Source organism: Marinobacter sp. (genome assembly GCF_048269445.1).
Taxonomy (GTDB): domain Bacteria; phylum Pseudomonadota; class Gammaproteobacteria; order Pseudomonadales; family Oleiphilaceae; genus Marinobacter.
Map to the genome: position 1 here is coordinate 84,541 of NZ_JBLXIQ010000006.1, position 17,202 is coordinate 101,742.

The 17,202-nt window shown below is 58.1% G+C and carries 13 protein-coding genes; all 13 read right to left on the bottom strand.

Annotated elements, in window-relative coordinates:
• Positions 1-8: 8 nt before the first annotated feature.
• A complete protein-coding gene (locus tag ACN0XM_RS13675) occupies positions 9-839 on the bottom strand; it encodes an ABC transporter permease (RefSeq protein WP_417567500.1) in 831 nt (276 codons plus the stop codon).
• Complete coding sequence (locus tag ACN0XM_RS13680; protein ID WP_417567501.1) at positions 836-1,768, bottom strand: ABC transporter ATP-binding protein; 933 nt, start codon at positions 1,766-1,768, stop codon at positions 836-838. Before ACN0XM_RS13680 ends, ACN0XM_RS13675 begins: the two co-directional genes overlap by 4 nt.
• Positions 1,765-3,033 (bottom strand): nitrous oxide reductase family maturation protein NosD, encoded by a 1,269-nt coding sequence (locus ACN0XM_RS13685; protein WP_417567502.1) that lies wholly within the window; start codon positions 3,031-3,033, stop codon positions 1,765-1,767. The genes ACN0XM_RS13680 and ACN0XM_RS13685 overlap by 4 nt, the downstream gene beginning before the upstream one ends.
• A 235-nt stretch (positions 3,034-3,268) precedes the next feature.
• On the bottom strand, positions 3,269-5,167 hold the full coding sequence (nosZ, locus tag ACN0XM_RS13690; protein ID WP_417567503.1) for a TAT-dependent nitrous-oxide reductase: 1,899 nt from the start codon (positions 5,165-5,167) through the stop codon (positions 3,269-3,271).
• Positions 5,168-5,234: 67 nt separating this feature from the next.
• Positions 5,235-7,343, bottom strand: a complete 2,109-nt coding sequence (gene nosR, locus ACN0XM_RS13695) for a transcriptional regulator NosR (RefSeq protein WP_417567723.1) — start codon at positions 7,341-7,343, stop codon at positions 5,235-5,237.
• A 162-nt stretch (positions 7,344-7,505) separates the two neighbouring features.
• Complete coding sequence (locus ACN0XM_RS13700; RefSeq protein ID WP_417567504.1) at positions 7,506-7,907, bottom strand: ribonucleotide reductase subunit alpha; 402 nt, start codon at positions 7,905-7,907, stop codon at positions 7,506-7,508.
• 35 nt (positions 7,908-7,942) lie between these two features.
• Positions 7,943-8,329, bottom strand: a complete 387-nt coding sequence (locus tag ACN0XM_RS13705) for a putative zinc-binding protein (protein WP_417567505.1) — start codon at positions 8,327-8,329, stop codon at positions 7,943-7,945.
• A gap of 42 nt (positions 8,330-8,371) precedes the next feature.
• Positions 8,372-9,121, bottom strand: a complete 750-nt coding sequence (locus ACN0XM_RS13710) for a Crp/Fnr family transcriptional regulator (protein ID WP_417567506.1) — start codon at positions 9,119-9,121, stop codon at positions 8,372-8,374.
• Between the two features lie 316 nt (positions 9,122-9,437).
• Positions 9,438-10,244 carry a peptidylprolyl isomerase gene (locus tag ACN0XM_RS13715; RefSeq protein ID WP_417567507.1) on the bottom strand — a complete coding sequence of 269 codons (807 nt, stop codon included), beginning with the start codon at positions 10,242-10,244 and terminating at the stop codon, positions 9,438-9,440.
• A 64-nt stretch (positions 10,245-10,308) separates the two neighbouring features.
• Positions 10,309-10,986: a respiratory nitrate reductase subunit gamma gene (gene narI / locus ACN0XM_RS13720; protein WP_417567724.1), complete on the bottom strand. Its 678-nt coding sequence runs from the start codon at positions 10,984-10,986 to the stop codon at positions 10,309-10,311.
• A gap of 23 nt (positions 10,987-11,009) precedes the next feature.
• Entirely contained in the window at positions 11,010-11,750 is a 741-nt protein-coding gene (gene narJ, locus ACN0XM_RS13725; RefSeq protein ID WP_417567508.1) for a nitrate reductase molybdenum cofactor assembly chaperone, read from the bottom strand.
• Positions 11,751-11,760: 10 nt separating this feature from the next.
• Positions 11,761-13,335, bottom strand: a complete 1,575-nt coding sequence (narH, locus tag ACN0XM_RS13730; protein ID WP_417567509.1) for a nitrate reductase subunit beta — start codon at positions 13,333-13,335, stop codon at positions 11,761-11,763.
• A complete protein-coding gene (locus ACN0XM_RS13735) occupies positions 13,332-17,075 on the bottom strand; it encodes a nitrate reductase subunit alpha (RefSeq protein WP_417567510.1) in 3,744 nt (1,247 codons plus the stop codon). Before ACN0XM_RS13735 ends, narH begins: the two co-directional genes overlap by 4 nt.
• Positions 17,076-17,202: the final 127 nt, after the last annotated feature.

The window sequence follows — 17,202 nt, forward strand, 5'->3', positions numbered from 1 at the left end:
AACTCCATTCAGATACGACGATTTCGGAAAAGTAACAGGGCCCCCGCCAGCGGGATGGCACACCAGAGCACGAGGCCAACCCAGAGACCTAAGGCACCGAAAGGCAGGTCGGCGCCGAGGCTGAGGACGCCGCTGAGTTGCGCTGCGCCATCGAAGGCCACAATGTTGAGCAGACGGTAGATGTCGGTGGGGTTGAGCATCAGCAGCCAGGGCAGCACCTCGGCGCTGAATTTTCCCTCGCTCGCTACGAGGGTGCCGAGCAGCATGAGGTCGAAAATCAGTACAAAGAAGAACCAGATGGCCAGGGCCAGGCCGGCGGCGATAGGTTTTTCACTGACCCTTACGCTGATCACGTAGGCAAGTGCAATAAAGCCCCAGCCCAGCAGGATGGTGGAGACAATAAAGCGAATCATGGCGACCGCCAGACTGGTAATGGCCACGTCCTCAACCAGCAGGGCGATGGCCACACCCGCAACGCCGAAGCCAATCAGGGTGGCGAAGGCGAGGGTCAGGCCGTGGCCCAGGAACTTGCCGAGCAGTAGTTGACTGCGGCTGAGTGGATAGGTCATCAGCAGCAGCAGGGTACCGCCCTCTTCTTCCCCAACGATGGCGTCGTATGCCAGTAACAGTGCGATCAGGGGAATCAGAAAGATTCCCAGACTGGCAAGGCTGGCCATGGTGGCAGGCGTCGAGGCATAGCCCACCTGGCCGGAAGCGGCGGCGCCAAACCAGGCAATACCCAGGGCCAGGGTGGCAAAGACCAGCGAAATGGCCATCAGCCAACGGTTTCGCAGGCTGTCGCTAAGTTCTTTACGGGCAATGGTCCAGATGCTGTTCATTGGTTGCCTCCGCGATGAGCCAGGCCGCCCGAGCCGATGAAATGCACGTAAATATCTTCCAGGCTAGGCTGGTGGATGCTGATATCCGCCACCTCGCCCGATGCTATCACCGCTTTCAGAAAGGCCATTTTCTCCCTGGGTTGTACGTCCACCCGCAGGCGTCCGTTATCGGCCTTGATCATCAGCCCGCTATTGGTGGACGCTTTATCAATGACCCTCTCCAGCGCAGAAATACTGTTGGCGGGGTCCAGCGACAGGGTCACCGGCATATTGGCCTGGCGCCTCAGCGCTGCCAGATCTCCGACCGCTTGCAAGGAACCTTCCGTGAGAATGGCAGCGCGGTCGATGTAAGGCTCGACACCGGGCAGAACATGGGAACACAACACAATGCCCGTGCCCTCATCCCGCAGTTCACGGAGTAGCCGATACAGGTCGGCTGTGGCGACCGGATCCAGACCCACAGTAGGCTCATCCAACATCAGCAGCTTCGGCTTGCCCAACAATGCCTGGGCCAGGCCCAGACGCTGGCGCATGCCTTTCGAGTATGTCTTGGTCCGGGCATCCATGGCATCGTCCAGGCCCACCTGATTGAGCAACTCAGGCACCTGCCGCAGCGAAGCCCCCTTCAGCCGCGCAAAATGACTCAGGATTTCCCGGCCGGTCAGCTGCGGGTAGAACATCACATTCTCCGGCAGGTAACCGATGTGCTGGGTAACCTGAGGATCTCCGGCGTGGCCACCGAGCACCGACACTCTGCCCTGGGTGGGCTGCATCAGCCCCAAAATCAGCTTGATGGATGTGGTCTTGCCCGCCCCGTTGTGCCCGAACAGCCCAAGAATTTCACCCGGCTCCAGGCGTAGATCAATCCCTTGCAGTACCGGGCTCTTGTCGTACCGGTAACTCACATTCTCAAGACGAAAACAGCTCATCGGATCTCCGGTTTCAGATCGGAAGGAAATCGCATCAACGGGTAGGAATCGGCAACCCCGGCGCCCTTGACCACCGGGAAGGCATCCTGCACCCAGCGCAGGGTATCCACCGCCGGACTGAACATCAGGATCTTCGCCTCCGGATATTTCCAAAGCAGCCGGTCGACATTGTCATTTGGCTCATAGGGCACATCCCCAACCCCGTCCTGGTTGCGGTCCCAGCCCAGGTAGTCACTCCAGTAATTCCCCCGACCGTCTTTCGACCACTCCTGGGTGCGTGTGGCCACATACTTCACCTGCCTCTGGTTGTTCACAAACGCATTTCCGGATACCTCGTTATCCTCGGAACCAGCAGTCAGATGAATCCCGATGTTACTATCCGCAAACAGGTTACCCTCAAAGACGTTGTACAGTGAGTTATAGATAAACACCGCCTTGCCCTCGGCGCCATCGATCACCACCCCACCGGTCCGGCCCTGGGAAACGCCGGTCACCACATTGCCCCGCAGCTCCGACTGAGTAATGAAGTTCATCAGAATCCCGTAATTCTCATCATTCACCGACCGGTTATTGATCACCTTCAGGCGCTTACTCTGCATCAGCGCATAACCCGTCCGCGTACCCCGGGTGACATTGTTCTCCAGCAGGTTATTCATCGAATACATGTAGTGGATGCCATAACGCAGATCCGACATCTCATTGCCCCGGATCGTATTGTTATTCGCCGTCTCGATATAAATCGCATCCCGGGTCTGACTGATATCATTGCCTTCAATCAGCGCCCCGGTGGTATTGAACAGATGAATCCCGTTGCCCCGGTCATTCGGACGCATGCTGGCATCGCCGCGAATTGTATTATTGCGAACCGTCACATCCGGCGTCGCATCCAGCCAGACCCCGAACGCCGGCCCCTGCAGGCGGTTATCCGCAACCACCGCCCCCCGGGCCTCCCGGGCCACAAAAATCCCCGCATCCAGCTCATTCAGATTCCTGCCCCAGTTGCGCACCGCACAACCAGACAGCGTCACCTGCTCGGCGACAATATCCACCGCATTGCCCCGCCCGCCGGCGTCAATCACCGTGTCCGGATGGCAAGACACCATCACCCCGGGCACCCGAAGGGCCAGGGACGAAACTTGCTCAGGAGGAAGCTCAAAGGCCACGCCCGGTTCCAGGGCATCAAGCCGATCTTGCAGGTCCGCGTTCGCGGTCAGCGATAACAGAGCGACTGTCAGGGCCACCCCATAACGCAAAAGTGAATACATCAATGTCTCTCTAGAAAACGAAAAGTTGCAGAGGACTGCACTCAGGCTTGGCAAGCCAAGAGTGAAGCCCTTTCCAAAACTGTGCGGAGCCATGGATGGCGGAGCCCAAGCACCCCAGGGATGGGCCGTCAGGAGCGTGTTTTGGAAAGGGCTTCTCTCTTGGTTTGCTTCTCCGAAGTCGGTGAACGGAATGCCGGGACCCACTACTCATGGGTCCCGGCGAAAGAGAGACCTATCAGGCCTTCTCGACAAGCATACGCCCACGCATCTCCATATGCAGCGCATGACAGAACCAGTTGCAGTAGTACCAGTGAACCCCCGGCTTATCCGCCACAAAAGTCACCGAAGACGTCTGCTGCGGGCTGATCTCCATGCTGACACCATGGTTTACCATACAGAAACCGTGCGTCACGTCCTCAATCGTGTCCTGGTTCGACACATACACTGTCACCTCATCACCCTGCTTCACCTTGAACTCGGTCATCCCGTACATCGGCGCCACAGATGTCATATAGACTCGCACCTTGTTGCCGTCGCGGATAACCTTGTTGTCGGTTTCGAGGGTAATGCCGTCCTTCTTCGCCTGCTCAACGGCCGACGCAAAGTAAGGATCGTCGCGATCATAGATCTTCTTGGTCTTGATCTGATCACGACGCACCAGAATGCAGTCATGGGGCTCCGCGAAAGTCGGACCATCATGCACCAGCTTCATTTCCTCACCGGAAATATCGATCAACTGGTCATTTTCCGGATGCAGCGGCCCTACCGGCAGGAAACGGTCCTTGGAAAACTTCGACAGCACCACCAGCCACTTGCCATCTGCGTCCCGGGACTCGGTCAGCGATGCGTGGTTGTGGCCCGGCTGATAGTGAACATCCAGCTTCTGACGGATGTAGTTCACATCTTCGCCGTTGTAGTGCTTGATGGCATCGGCAACGTTCCACTTCACCACCTGACTGTCGATAAACAGCGTGGTGTAGGCATTGCCACGGCCATCGTAAGTGGTGTGCAGGGGCCCGAGGCCCAGCTCAGGCTCAGCAACAACCACATCACGCCCATCTTTCAGGTTGCCGGCAAACAGATCATCCAGCTTGTCGATGGCGATCACAGTACAGGTCGGGGACAACTTGCCGTTGGCAATAAAGTACTTGCCATCAGGTGAGGTGTTCAGACCGTGCGGGTTCTTCGGAACCGGAATGTAGCGGGTCAGCTCAGAGCCTTCACGACCATCCAGAACCGGCACCTTGGAATCGCCCAGAGTCTTGAAGTTCCCGTTCTTGACGGCCTGCTCAATGCGCTCGATATTGAACACCACTGCCCAGTCGCGATCGTTGCGCATGGTGCCGGCCAGGTCGAGGGCCTTCTCGGAGTTGTAGCAGGTTGAGCAGGCATACTTGCCGGTGTAGTCGGCATCGGTGTTATCCAGGTTACCATCCACGATGACCTGGAAGGCCACTTCCATGGTCTCCGCGTCCACCGCGTTAAACATGGTGAAGCTGTTCTCCAGACTGGTATCGGTGCCATCATTCGGGTGCGGTATCACGTACTCCGCGTTGCAGAAGACATACTTGGTCTTCGGCACCTTCTGCAGACGCAGGCCATGAATGGCCTGAACGTTGGGAATCGTGGTGATCTTGTCACACTTCATGATGTCCAGGCGGATCCGGGCCACCCGGGTGTTGGCCTTGTCATTAATGAACAGATACTTGCCATCGTACCGGCCATCCGTCATGGAGATGTGCGGGTGGTGGGAGTCGCCGTTCAGGAAAGTGTTGTCATGGCCCAACACGTCCTTGCTTTCATTGGTAATACCCCAGCCCGTGGCGGAGTCAACATTGAAAACAGGAATACGCATGAGTTCACGCATGGATGGGACACCGTATACGCGAACCTCGCCAGAGTGGCCGCCACTCCAGAAACCATAGTATTCATCCAGCTCGCCCGGATGCACAGTGAAATTATTGCGGGCTTCTTCGGCGGCGGCCGCGAACGATTCCCGGGACATCACTGCTGCACCAAGACCGGTTGCCCCGGCAACGCCGGCCATGGCCGCTGCGCCCATGAACCGGCGACGGCTCAGGTCAGTTGCCGGTACCGCTGGCGTATCCTTGGTCAAATCATCTCGTTTTTTCATAGCATCCAACTCCGTTATTGGTAATGGCGGTTTTGCTTCTCATACTTTCTATTTTTTTTGGAACTACTCAGGTCACCTGAACCACGGGAATTTCTTCCGGGTGGCCAGGCGCGTTATGGCCACGACGCTTGCCCCGGCGCTTCACGATCAGCGGCGGGCACTTGTGGTCATCAAAATAGGTCATCTGGCAATCCAGGCAGTAATGGCATTCCATGTAATTGATGTGCCCATCCGGGTGAATGGCCTGAACTTCACACTCGTGGTCACAGAGCCTGCAGGGGTTGCCGCACTCTTTTCGACGCTTGAGCCAATCAAACACCCGCAGCTTGGTAGGCAGAGCCAGTGCTGCGCCCAGGGGGCACAGATACCGGCAGAACACCTTGCGGGTGAATAGATTGACCACCAGCAACAGGACGGCGTAGGTGACAAAGGGCCAGCTGCGGTCAAACTTGAGGGTAATCGCCGTTTTGAAGGGTTCTACCTCGGCCAGGCGCTCAGCGGTCGCCATGGAGTCCAGCGACACCCCGAACAACACCAGCAGAATAATGTACTTGATAGCCCACAACCGCTCGTGCACGGCAAACGGAACGGTGTACTGGGGCACCTTGAACTTGCGGGCAATTTCGTTCAGCAACTCCTGCAGGGCGCCGAACGGACACAGCCAGCCACAGTATACCGCCCGCCCCCACAGCAGGATGATGCCGGCCACCACGGCCCAGAGTATGAAAATCACCGGGTCGATCAGGAAGGTTTTCCAGCTGAAGCCGCTGATCAGGCTGTTTACGAACGTCAGCACGTTCACAATGGAGAGTTGGCCCAGGGCGTACCAGCCAATAAAGAAAAGGGTGTAAGTCAGGAAGGCGTGGCGGATCCAGCGCATCATCTTCGGCTTCTTGACCAGCCAGTCCTGGAAAAACAGGATGAACAGCAGCACGCCGATTCCAATGCCCAGCACCACAATCTGGAACTCACGCTGGTACCACATCTGTACCCACATGGGTTGATCCGCCAGCATATCCTCTTCTGTCATTACCGGTTCGGGGCGAGTGTAGTACTGATCCGGTAGCTGGTAAGTGAGCGGGAATACCTGGAACTCGCTGTCCAGCGGGCCGGTCTGGCGCTTGACCGTGAGCTCCAGGGTCCATTCAGAGCCCGGATCAAATTTATATTGCTGCCGGATAATGAAGATCGCCATCTCTTTGAAGTCCGGCATACCCTCAGCGTAAACGTCGCTCAACCGGTAAAAATCAAGGTCACGGAAGTTGAAAGTATCACCGAACTGGCGGATCTGGATGCGGTCGAAGATGCCGCCACGAACATAACCGGAACCCTTGAACGAGTACTTGCCATTGGCCATCACGGCAATGGCATGTTCGCCCTCCTTGAGCTCCGAAGTCAGCCACTCGAACTGGCTTTCGCCCAGCAGGTTTCGGCCAATGGTTGGCACATCCAGGTAGGCGGCGTACAGATCAATCAGGGGCCTGCCGCGCTGTTTCTGCGGTGTTGTGTCGATCCCTTCCGCATCCGTGCCCTTGAAGGCGTCGTCCGCCTGGCCACGGGTCAGCTTCAGCCGGCGCACGGAACCTTCTCCGAGGAGTGTCTGCCAACTCTTGTCCTGGAAGCTGGTGGTCTGAATCTTCGCGGCCGGCGGGCGGGCATCGCTCAGGCTCTCAACCAGCCCCAGTTCGGCGCCAACACGGTGGGCCGATTTCATGATGACCTCATTCACCACCATCACGGTGACGGTAGCGCCCGACAGTCCATCCACGGCCACCTTATGCTCCGAAGTTGTACCGCCGACCGTAACCCGCTGGTCCGCCGCCAGCCCGACGTACTGGTCGGTAAATTCGTGGAGTTTACTCTCGGGAATACCGACAAGCAGAATCGGTTCGTGATGCTCGATAACACGGGTATTCACGATTTTCCCGTTCGTATCCAGAACCACTACGATATTAAGCGGCTTACCGGAATAAGCCGGGGTCTGGACGAAGTCGAGGCTCTGATAGGCGTAGCCTTTCAGCTCATCTTCGACATAGAGTTCCTGGATGGCGCGGTTGCCTTCCCTCGGGATCACAGCAGTGACCGACGGGAACGCCTTCTGGATCACCTGGCGGGCAGCTACTGGCTCGTATTTGCTCACAGGTGCTGCACTCAGCGAGGCAGCCATGATCGACATAAACACAAGAAAAGAAAACCGGAAAAAGGTGGTCACTGAAAGCTCCATAGCGACGACATGGCACTAATTTAGCGTAGCCGAATTTGAGCTTAGTCTGATTTGACCAAAATCAAATACCCCCTATTGGATAGGCTATGCTGAGGAATCGGGGGTTACGCGCGGTCAGCCCAGATTGACTGCGTTTCCCTGTGAATCGAGAGGGAGATAATTACTGACATGGCCCAGGCGAATGGACTCCACCATCATGGTCATGGGTTGCTGCGCTTCGTCGGTAGACGGCGCCATACCACCACGGCCGGACATGGCGGCGATAAACACCACATCCCAGGCCTGGCCAGTTGTCCTGGACTCTTCGACGAGGGCCTCGAAATCCGGCGCCTCACCGGGCGTCTTGTCAACGCAGATCACAGGCGTCAGGGCACCGCCTTCGCCCCGCTCAAAGGCCGCCTTTTCTTCAGGAGAGGCATCGTCGGGCAGCTCGGCCCGGCAGAACACGAATAACAAGCGCTGAGCCTCTTGTTGACTGCGGGAAGCCTGAATCAAATCACTGTAACTACTGATCATCTGGAAAATCCTTGCTGGTATCTAGCCGCTGCGATTTACGCCTGGCGGGCAATGAGCTGGCCGGACGAGGTGAGCCTGCGAACTTCTTCACACACTTCTTCCACAGCGTCATCGCCGTAGCTCTGTCCATAGTGTTTCTTGAAGCCGAACTCGTAGAGCCGGACGTGCTCCTCGGGTGCGACTCCGATATTCTCAAGGCAGGCCCGGGCGCAGTGGAGCGGGCAACCGTCAATGACCGTAATCGGGCGACCGGACCGGGCGGTTTTCACCAGTGAGGGCACCTTGCCGCCCACCCCGGAAATGCAAGACATTTCGAACTCACCGGCGTGGTCGAGCCGGACTGCCACGTTATTAGCCAACTGGGCAACATCGGAGCAGCCTGAGCATGAATAGATCAGGGGGCGTTGCTTTCTTGCTTTCACTTGTCCTCCTTCCCAAAACCCTGGAGGCTTGAATGTCGTCGCTTACTGGCTGATCTCAATAAGCCGCTGGGGGTCTGAAATGAACAGTCGGCTGCGGTTAACCCGCACCAGTCCGTTGGATTTCAGATCGGCCAGAATCCGGGAGAAGGTTTCCGGCTGCATGGCCAGTCTCGATGCCACCAGGCACTTGGGTAATGGCAGCTCTACTTCCCCGCCCTCTTTTGCGCCATTCGGCAGCAGGTCGATCAGGTACCGGATCAGCCGGTCACGGGCATTCTGGACAGTCATAATTTCCAGGTCGTGAAACCGGGAGACGGCCCGCTTGGCGTAATGCCGCAGGGCGGCCTGGGCGTACTTCGGATTACTCTCAATCAGGTCCTGGTAGGCTTTGACCGGAATCATCAGCACCTCGCTGGATTTCAGGGCTTCGGCGTAGCAGGCGTACCGGGGCGGATCGGCGTAGATCATCACTTCGGCAAAGCAGTCGCCGGGGGCGATGCTGTCGAGGGTGCGGTCTATCCCGGAGGAGTCGAGGCGGTAAAGGCGCAAGCGGCCGGAGGTCACGAAGAAGAAGTGGTGAGCCGGCATGTCCTGGCGATACAGCAGTTGGTGATGCCCGAGGCGGAGCCTGCGGGACTGCTGGATCAGGTGTTCCAGGTCTTTGCCACTGAGTTCGGAGAACAATGGATGGCTGCGCAGGGCCTTCAGGCTGTCTTCGTCGTTAAACGGTTTGTTCACAGCGACGAGAACGGGTTTGCTGTAGCGGGTTTCGGCCGTTTGTATGAGTGCCATAGATGTATCCCCTCTGCATATTCATGCATCCAAAATCATGTTTTACATAGTAGAAGGATAAGGGGTGAAAATCGCTCCCCCCATGGGGGTAGTCCGGGGGTTATTCGGGAGTAATTGATCTAACTCAATTATTGCGATTACTAACTAGTTTGACATTTTCCGGGAAACATAGAGCGCAGGCCGCCGGGTAGTACTGCTTTCCAAAACACGCTCCTTCGGCACGTCCATGTGACGCTTGAGCTCCGCCATCCATGGCTCCGCACAGTTTTGGAAAGCAGTGCTACCCGCCGACCTCCAAGCTGAAGAGTAGACGGCATTACTGCATCAGAGGCGAATCCGGCAGTTCGAGATCCACTCCTTCCACACCAGTTTCTGCTGCCAGAACCTGCAAATACTGGCGGAATGCCCTTCTGGTCACGCTCTCGCTCAGGTACTGGCGGATCTGGGGCTTGACGTGCTCGTACGGGAGTTGCTCGCCATCGATGCGCTGGTCGATTCGCACGATGTGCCAGCCGTAGCGGGTTTCGATCAGTTCCGGGTTGAGGCCTTCCTGCAGGGACAGGACAGGGCGTTCGAACTCTTCCACGGTCTGGCCTTTGCTGATCTGGCCGAGGCTGCCGCCCTGGTGGCGGGATTCGCAGGCGGAGTATTGTTTGGCCAGGTCTACGAAGCGGGCGCGGCCGTCGAGCAGGGATGACAGCAATTGGTGGCCGGCCTCTTCCTGGCGGATGCGTTCCTGGACGTCGTCTGGGGCAGCTGCGAGGAGGATGTGGCTGACGGCCATCAGGGTCGGGCTTCGGAAACGGGCCGGGTTGGCGGCGTAGAAGCGTTCGCAATCCTGCTCGGTGGGATCAGGAACGCTGAGTTCCAGTTCCAGCACGCGGGCGATGCGGTCTTCCTCATCAGCAATGTCGTCCAGATTCAGGCGGCTGGCCTGCTGCAGGAGGAGTTCGCGGATGACGAGGCTTTTGGCGGCTTCGTGCCAGGCTTCGGCGACCTCTTCGGCTGGGTGGTGTTGCATTTCTCGGGCAATGTCGTCTTCGCTGATGAGGGCTTCACCCACGGTGACCGGCGGGAACTGGTTTCTGGGCTTTTCGGCTTCGCCGACGGGGATGAGTTGCATAGGAATAACCTCAGTGAACATGGGGTCAGACGAAAGTTTTCATCTGACCCCGTTTTCATTTACATCAGGCGCGCTTGCGTACCACCTGGTACTTCCGTCCGAAGTACTCCACCGGCACGCTAAGCATGTGCACCAGGCGAGTGAACGGGAACAGCACGAAGATAGTCAGGCCCAGGAAGATATGGGTCTTGTAGATCCAGTGGACACCTACGAGGTAGTCTGCCACGCCGCCCTGCAGGGTGAAGATACCCTGGGCCCAGGCAGAAAACTTGAGCATGGTGCTACCATCCAGATGGCCCAGGGTGGGCAGGATGGTAAGCAGGCCGAGTGCCAGTTGGATCACCAGGATGACGATGATCATGTTGTCGGCAAAGGTGCTGCTGGCCTTCACACGGGGGTCGGTCAGCCGGCGCCAGGCCAGCATGCCACCACCGATGATGGCCATAACACCTGCGATGCCGCCAACCACGATGGCCATGACCTGTTTCTGGCCCGGGGTGATGATCCACTCGTAGGCCCAGTGCGGGGTGAGCAGGCCCACCAGGTGGCCAAAGAAGATCACCAGCACGCCGACATGGAATAGCACACTGGCCATCACCATGTTTTTCTTGCTCAGCATCTGGCTGGACTGGGCTCTCCAGGTGAACTGGCCCTGGTCATAGCGTGCCCAGGTACCGATAACCATTACGGCCAGGGCGATGTACGGGTAAATCCCGAAAATCAGTGTATTCAGATAGGACATCATTTCCGTTTCCTCCTGCGCCCTCAGGCGCGCCCTGCCTGACGGGGTGTTGCATCCGTCATCAGCTGATCACTCAGGTGAATGGTCTGGGTCTGTTCCAGTTCGCGGCGGCGCTGGCCTACCACGCCGCCGGTACTGCAGGAACTACCCTGATCGTCGACAAACTTCACCATTTCCTCTTCCCAGACTTTATCCAGGGCCTCCGGGGTGTCATCGCGCTCTTCCGAGGCCACGATCCGGGCCAGCTCCTGGCGATTGACCGTGCGCCCAGACAACACCAGCAACGAATCCATCACCACGTGATAGAAGCTCTCACGCTGGTAAAGGCGCTCGCCGAGCAGGCCCAGGATATGGTGGATATCCTCCAGCCAGTTGCGGATTTCATCCCATGGGCGGGTAGAGAGGTATTCCAGGAACAGCGGCAGGTAGTCCGGCAGTTCCTTGGCATCAATCTCCAGACCGTTGGTGCGGTACTGCTCCATCAGGTCCACCATGGCCTGGCCGCGGTCCCGCGATTCGCCGTGTACGTGTTCGAACAGCAGTAGTGACGTTGCCCGGCCCTTGTCGAACATGCCCACGTAGTTCTCCTGCATGTCCAGCAGGTCACCGTCGCACAGCATGTCCACGCAGCGGAGCAGTTGCTCCTTGTTCTGCAGGGGCAGCCGACTGTCCTCCAGAACCGCCGCTATCAGAGCGTCTTTGGAGGCCTGGAGTTCTTCCGTCGGGTACTCAAGAACCCGTGCCAGTACTTTTAAAAGTTGCATCTTGGCCTCCTTATTCCTGCAGCTGTTTCGGGTCAACCTGCTTCACGGTCGACAACTTCTGGACCATGCTGGTGGTCTGCTTGCGGCCACCGAACATGTTGAACTCGCTATCGCCGTTGCAGCCGTCGCCGAAGCTGAAGCCGCAGCCGTTACGCTCGCCGTGGGCGGTGGCGTCAGGAAAAGCTTCCTTCGCCAGTTCGCGGTGGCTGGTGGGGATCACGAAGCGGTCTTCGTAGTTGGCGATGGCCAGGTAGCGGTACATTTCGTCCGCCTGAGCCTTGGTCAGGCCTGCCTCCTCAAGGGCGCGCAGGTCTTCCTTGCCTTCCACAGTCTCAGCCCGCTTGTACAGACGCATGGCCATGATCCGCTTGAGAGCCCGGACGATGGGTTTCTCGTCGCCGGCGGTGAGCAGGTTGGCCAGGTACTTGACCGGGATCCGCAGGCTTTCGATCTTCGGCAGCACACCATCGAACTCGACCTTGCCGGCTTCCGCCGCAGACTGGATCGGGCTCAGGGGCGGCACGTACCAGACCATCGGCAGGGTGCGGTATTCCGGGTGCAGCGGCAGGGCCAGCTTCCAGTCCACCGCCATCTTATAAACTGGGCTGCGCTGGGCGGCTTCGATGACGTTCATCGGGATGCCGTCTTTCTTCGCCTGTTCGATCACTTCCGGGTCGAACGGGTCCAGGAAGATTTCCAACTGCTTTTCATAGAGCTCGTGCTCGCCCGGTGCGCTGGCCACTTCCTCGATGCGGTCTGCGTCGTACAGCAGCACGCCCAGGTAGCGAATCCGGCCGACACAGGTCTCGGAGCATACGGTCGGCATGCCGGCTTCAATCCGTGGGTAGCAGAAGATGCACTTCTCGGACTTGCCGGTTTTCCAGTTGAAGTAGATCTTCTTGTAGGGGCAGCCGGAGACACACATGCGCCAGCCACGGCACTTGTCCTGATCGATCAGGACAATGCCATCTTCCTCACGCTTGTAGATGGCGCCGCTCGGGCAGCTGGCGACACAGGCCGGATTCAGGCAGTGCTCGCACAGGCGCGGCAGGTACATCATGAAGGTGTTTTCGAACTGCCCGTAAATGTCCGCCTGGATCTGATCAAAGTTCTTGTCCTTACGACGCTTGGCAAACTCGGTACCCAGAATTTCTTCCCAGTTCGGACCCCACTCGATTTTCTGCATGCGCTTACCGGAGATCAGCGAGCGCGGCCGGGCGACCGGCTGGTGCTTGCTGTCGCCGGCGGTGTGCAAATGCTGGTAATCGAAATCGAACGGCTCGTAGTAGTCGTCGATCTCAGGCAGGTCCGGGTTGGCGAAGATGTTCGCCAATACCCGGAAGCGGCCACCGATCTTCGGCCGGATCTTGCCGGAGCTGTCGCGCATCCAGCCGCCCTTCCACTTGTCCTGGTTCTCCCACTCTTTCGGGTAGCCGATACCGGGTTTGGTCTCGACGTTGTTAAACCAGGCGTACTCCATGCCTTCGCGGCTGGTCCATACGTTTTTGCAGGTGACGGAACAGGTGTGGCAACCAATGCACTTGTCCAGGTTCAGTACCATGCCGACTTGGGAACGGATTTTCATTTTACAGCCTCCTGAACAGTGTCATTGCCTTCACCATCGAGCCAGTCGACGTTGTGCATCTTGCGCACCACCACGAATTCATCCCGGTTGGAGCCCACGGTGCCGTAGTAGTTGAACCCGTAAGAATACTGGGCGTAGCCACCGATCATGTGGGTCGGCTTCGGGCACACCCGGGTAACCGAGTTGTGGATACCGCCGCGGGTGCCGGTAATTTCCGAGCCCGGAATGTTCACGATCCGCTCCTGGGCGTGGTACATCATCACCATGCCGGGCATAACCCGCTGACTGACCACCGCCCGTGCCGCAATGGCACCGTTGGCGTTAAACAGCTCGATCCAGTCGTTGTCCTCGATTTCCATCTCTTTGGCGTCGTCTTCGCTCAACCAGACGATAGGGCCACCGCGAGACAGAGTCAGCATCAGCAGGTTGTCGCTGTAGGTGCTGTGGATGCCCCACTTCTGGTGCGGCGTAATCCAGTTCAGCGCTTTTTCGGGGTTACCGTTGCTGCGCTGGTTCAGCATGCTACTGACCGTCTTGGTGTTGATGGGTGGGCGGTAGACCAGCAGGCTCTCACCAAAGGCACGCATCCACTCATGATCCTGGTAGAACTGCTGACGACCGGTGAGGGTGCGCCAGGGGATCAGCTCATGAACGTTGGTGTAACCGGCGTTGTAGGACACGTGCTCATCTTCCAGCCCAGACCATGTGGGACTGGAGATGATCTTGCGCGGTTGCGCCACGACATCCCGGAAGCGGATTTTCTCCTCTTCCTTGTTCTTCGCCAGATGGGTGTGGTCAAGCCCTGTGAACTCGGACAGAGCCGCCCAGGCTTTTACCGCGACCTGGCCATTGGTTTCCGGCGCCAGGGTCAGGATCACTTCGGCCGCATCAATGGCGCTTTCGATCTTCGGACGGCCGGCGTTGGCACCCTCGATATGCTTGTAGTTCAGCTCGCCGAGGAACTTCACTTCCTTCTCGGTGTTCCAGTTGATGCCCTTGCCACCATTACCCAGCGTATCCAGCAGCGGCCCAAGGGAGGTAAAGCGAGCGTAGGTGTTCGGGTAGTCGCGCTCAACCGTGATGAAACTGGGCGCGGTCTTGCCCGGGATCAGATCGCATTCACCCCGCTTCCAGTCCTTCACATCGAACGGCTGACCCAACTCCGCCGGCGCGTCATGCAGCAGCGGCAGGGTAACGACGTCTTTCTCGACACCCAGATGGCCTTCGGTGGCCTTGGAGAACGCCTTGGCAATACCCTTGTAGATTTCCCAGTCACTGCGCGCTTCCCAGGCAGGATCCGTGGCGGCCGTGAGCGGGTGAATGAACGGGTGCATGTCCGAGGTATTCAGATCGTTCTTCTCGTACCAGGTAGCGGTCGGCAGAACGATGTCTGAATACAGACAGGTGGTGGACATGCGGAAGTCCAGGGTTACCAGCAGGTCGAGCTTGCCTTCGGGCGCCTCGTCATGCCATTTCACTTCTTTCGGCTTGGCGCCGCCTTCATGACCGAGATCCTTTCCTTGCAAGCCGCTCTTGGTGCCCAGCAAATACTTGAGCATGTACTCATGGCCCTTGCCGGAGGAACCCAGCAAGTTGGACCGCCAGATGAACATGTTGCGCGGGTGGTTCTGGGGGGCTTCCGGATCTTCACTGGCGAAGGCCAGGGAGCCATCCTTCATGGACTGGGCCACGTAATCCGACACTTCCATGCCGGCTTTTTCAGCTTCCGCAGCAATACCCAAGGGGTTGCGGTTCAGCTGCGGCGCTGATGGCAACCAGCCCATGCGTTCGGCGCGCACGTTGTAATCGATCAGGCTGCCACCAAACTTGGACTTGTCAGCCAGCGGCGACAATATCTCATCGACACCCAGCTTCTCGTAACGCCACTGACCGGAGTGAGCGTAGAAGAAGGAGGTAGAATTCATATGGCGCGGTGGGCGCTGCCAGTCCAGACCAAAGGCCAATGGCTGCCAGCCAGTTTGCGGACGCAATTTTTCCTGGCCGACATAGTGAGCCCATCCACCGCCACTCTGGCCAACGCAGCCACACATGATCAGCATATTGATCAGACCGCGGTAGTTCATGTCCATGTGGTACCAGTGGTTCATACCGGCACCGACGATGACCATGGAACGGCCTTTGGTCTTGTCTGCGTTGTCCGCGAACTCACGGGCAATGCGGATCACTTTCTCGGCGGGAACACCGGTGATCTTTTCCTGCCAGGCAGGCGTGTACGGCTTCACTTCGTCATAGGAAGTAGCGCCGTCATCCTCGCCCAGACCACGGCTGATGCCATAGTTGGCGACCATCAGATCGTACACGGTGACGACACGGCCTTCGGTGCCATCCGCCAGCTGCACCTTACGAGCACCCAGCTTGTGCTTGAGGATGTCCTTGATTTCCACGTGCTGGAAATGGTCGTGCTCGATGCCGCCAAAGTACGGGAAAGCCACATCAACGACGTCGTCGTGCTTATCGACCATGGACAGCTGCAGGTTCACATCCGAGCCCTTGGCGGTCTGCTTCAGGTTCCACTTGCCCTTCTCGCCCCAGCGATAGCCGATGGAGCCATTAGGTGCGGTCAGCTCACCGGACGCTTCGTTGATGGCAATGGTTTTCCATTCGGGATTGTTCTCTTCACCCAAGCCGTCCACCAGGTCACTGGCACGCAGGAACCGGCCCGGCACGAAGCTGCCGTCATCCTTCTCTTCCAGCATGACCAGGTACGGCATATCGGTGTAGCGACGAACGTAGTCAGTAAAGTACTCGCTGGGCTTGTCGACGTGGAATTCCTTCAGGATCACGTGGCCCATGGCCATGCCCAGAGCGGCATCGGTACCCTGCTTGGGGTTCATCCACTCGTCAGACAGCTTGGAGACTTCGGCGTAATCCGGGGTAATAGCAACGGTCTTGGTGCCCTTGTAACGGACTTCGGTAAAAAAGTGGGCGTCCGGGGTCCGGGTCTGGGGCACGTTGGAGCCCCAGGCAATGATGTAGCCAGAGTTATACCAGTCTGCGGATTCCGGCACGTCGGTCTGCTCACCCCAGGTTTGGGGAGACGCTGGCGGCAGGTCGCAGTACCAGTCGTAGAAGCTCATGCAAACGCCACCTATCATGGACAGGTAGCGGCTGCCAGCAGCGTAGGACACCATGGACATGGCAGGGATCGGTGAGAAGCCGAGGATGCGGTCCGGGCCATGCTTTTTGGCGGTGTATACGTTGGAGGCGCCAATCAGCTCGTTGACTTCATCCCAGCTGGAACGCACGAACCCACCCATACCACGGCGAGGCTTGTATTCAGCGGTTTTCTTGGGGTCTTCAACAATGGAAGCCCAGGCTTCCACTGGATCCTTGTGCTCAACCTTCGCCGCGCGCCAGAGCTTCATCAGGTGCTTGCGCATCAGCGGGTACTTCAGGCGGTTGGCGCTATACATGTACCAGGAGTAGCTGGCCCCCCGGGGACAACCACGGGGCTCGTGGTTGGGCAGATCCGGACGGGTTCTGGGGTAGTCGGTCTGCTGGGTTTCCCAAGTGACCAGACCATTCTTGACGTAAATCTTCCAGCTGCAGGAGCCGGTACAGTTCACGCCATGGGTGGAGCGCACAATCTTGTCGTGCTGCCAGCGCTGGCGGTAGCTGTCTTCCCACTCGCGGCTGACTTCATGGGTTTCTCCATGGCCGTTCGCGAACGGCTCGCGCTTCTTCCTGAAGTAGTTCAGTTTGTCGATCAAATGACTCATGGTCTCTCTCTCCATCTGCCCGTCTACCGGATCGCTGCTCTGATCCAGCTCCGATTTGAGACCATTGTGTGTGAGAAAAACCGCAAAATCTGCGTGGTTACTACCTCATAACCCGCTTCTACCACCC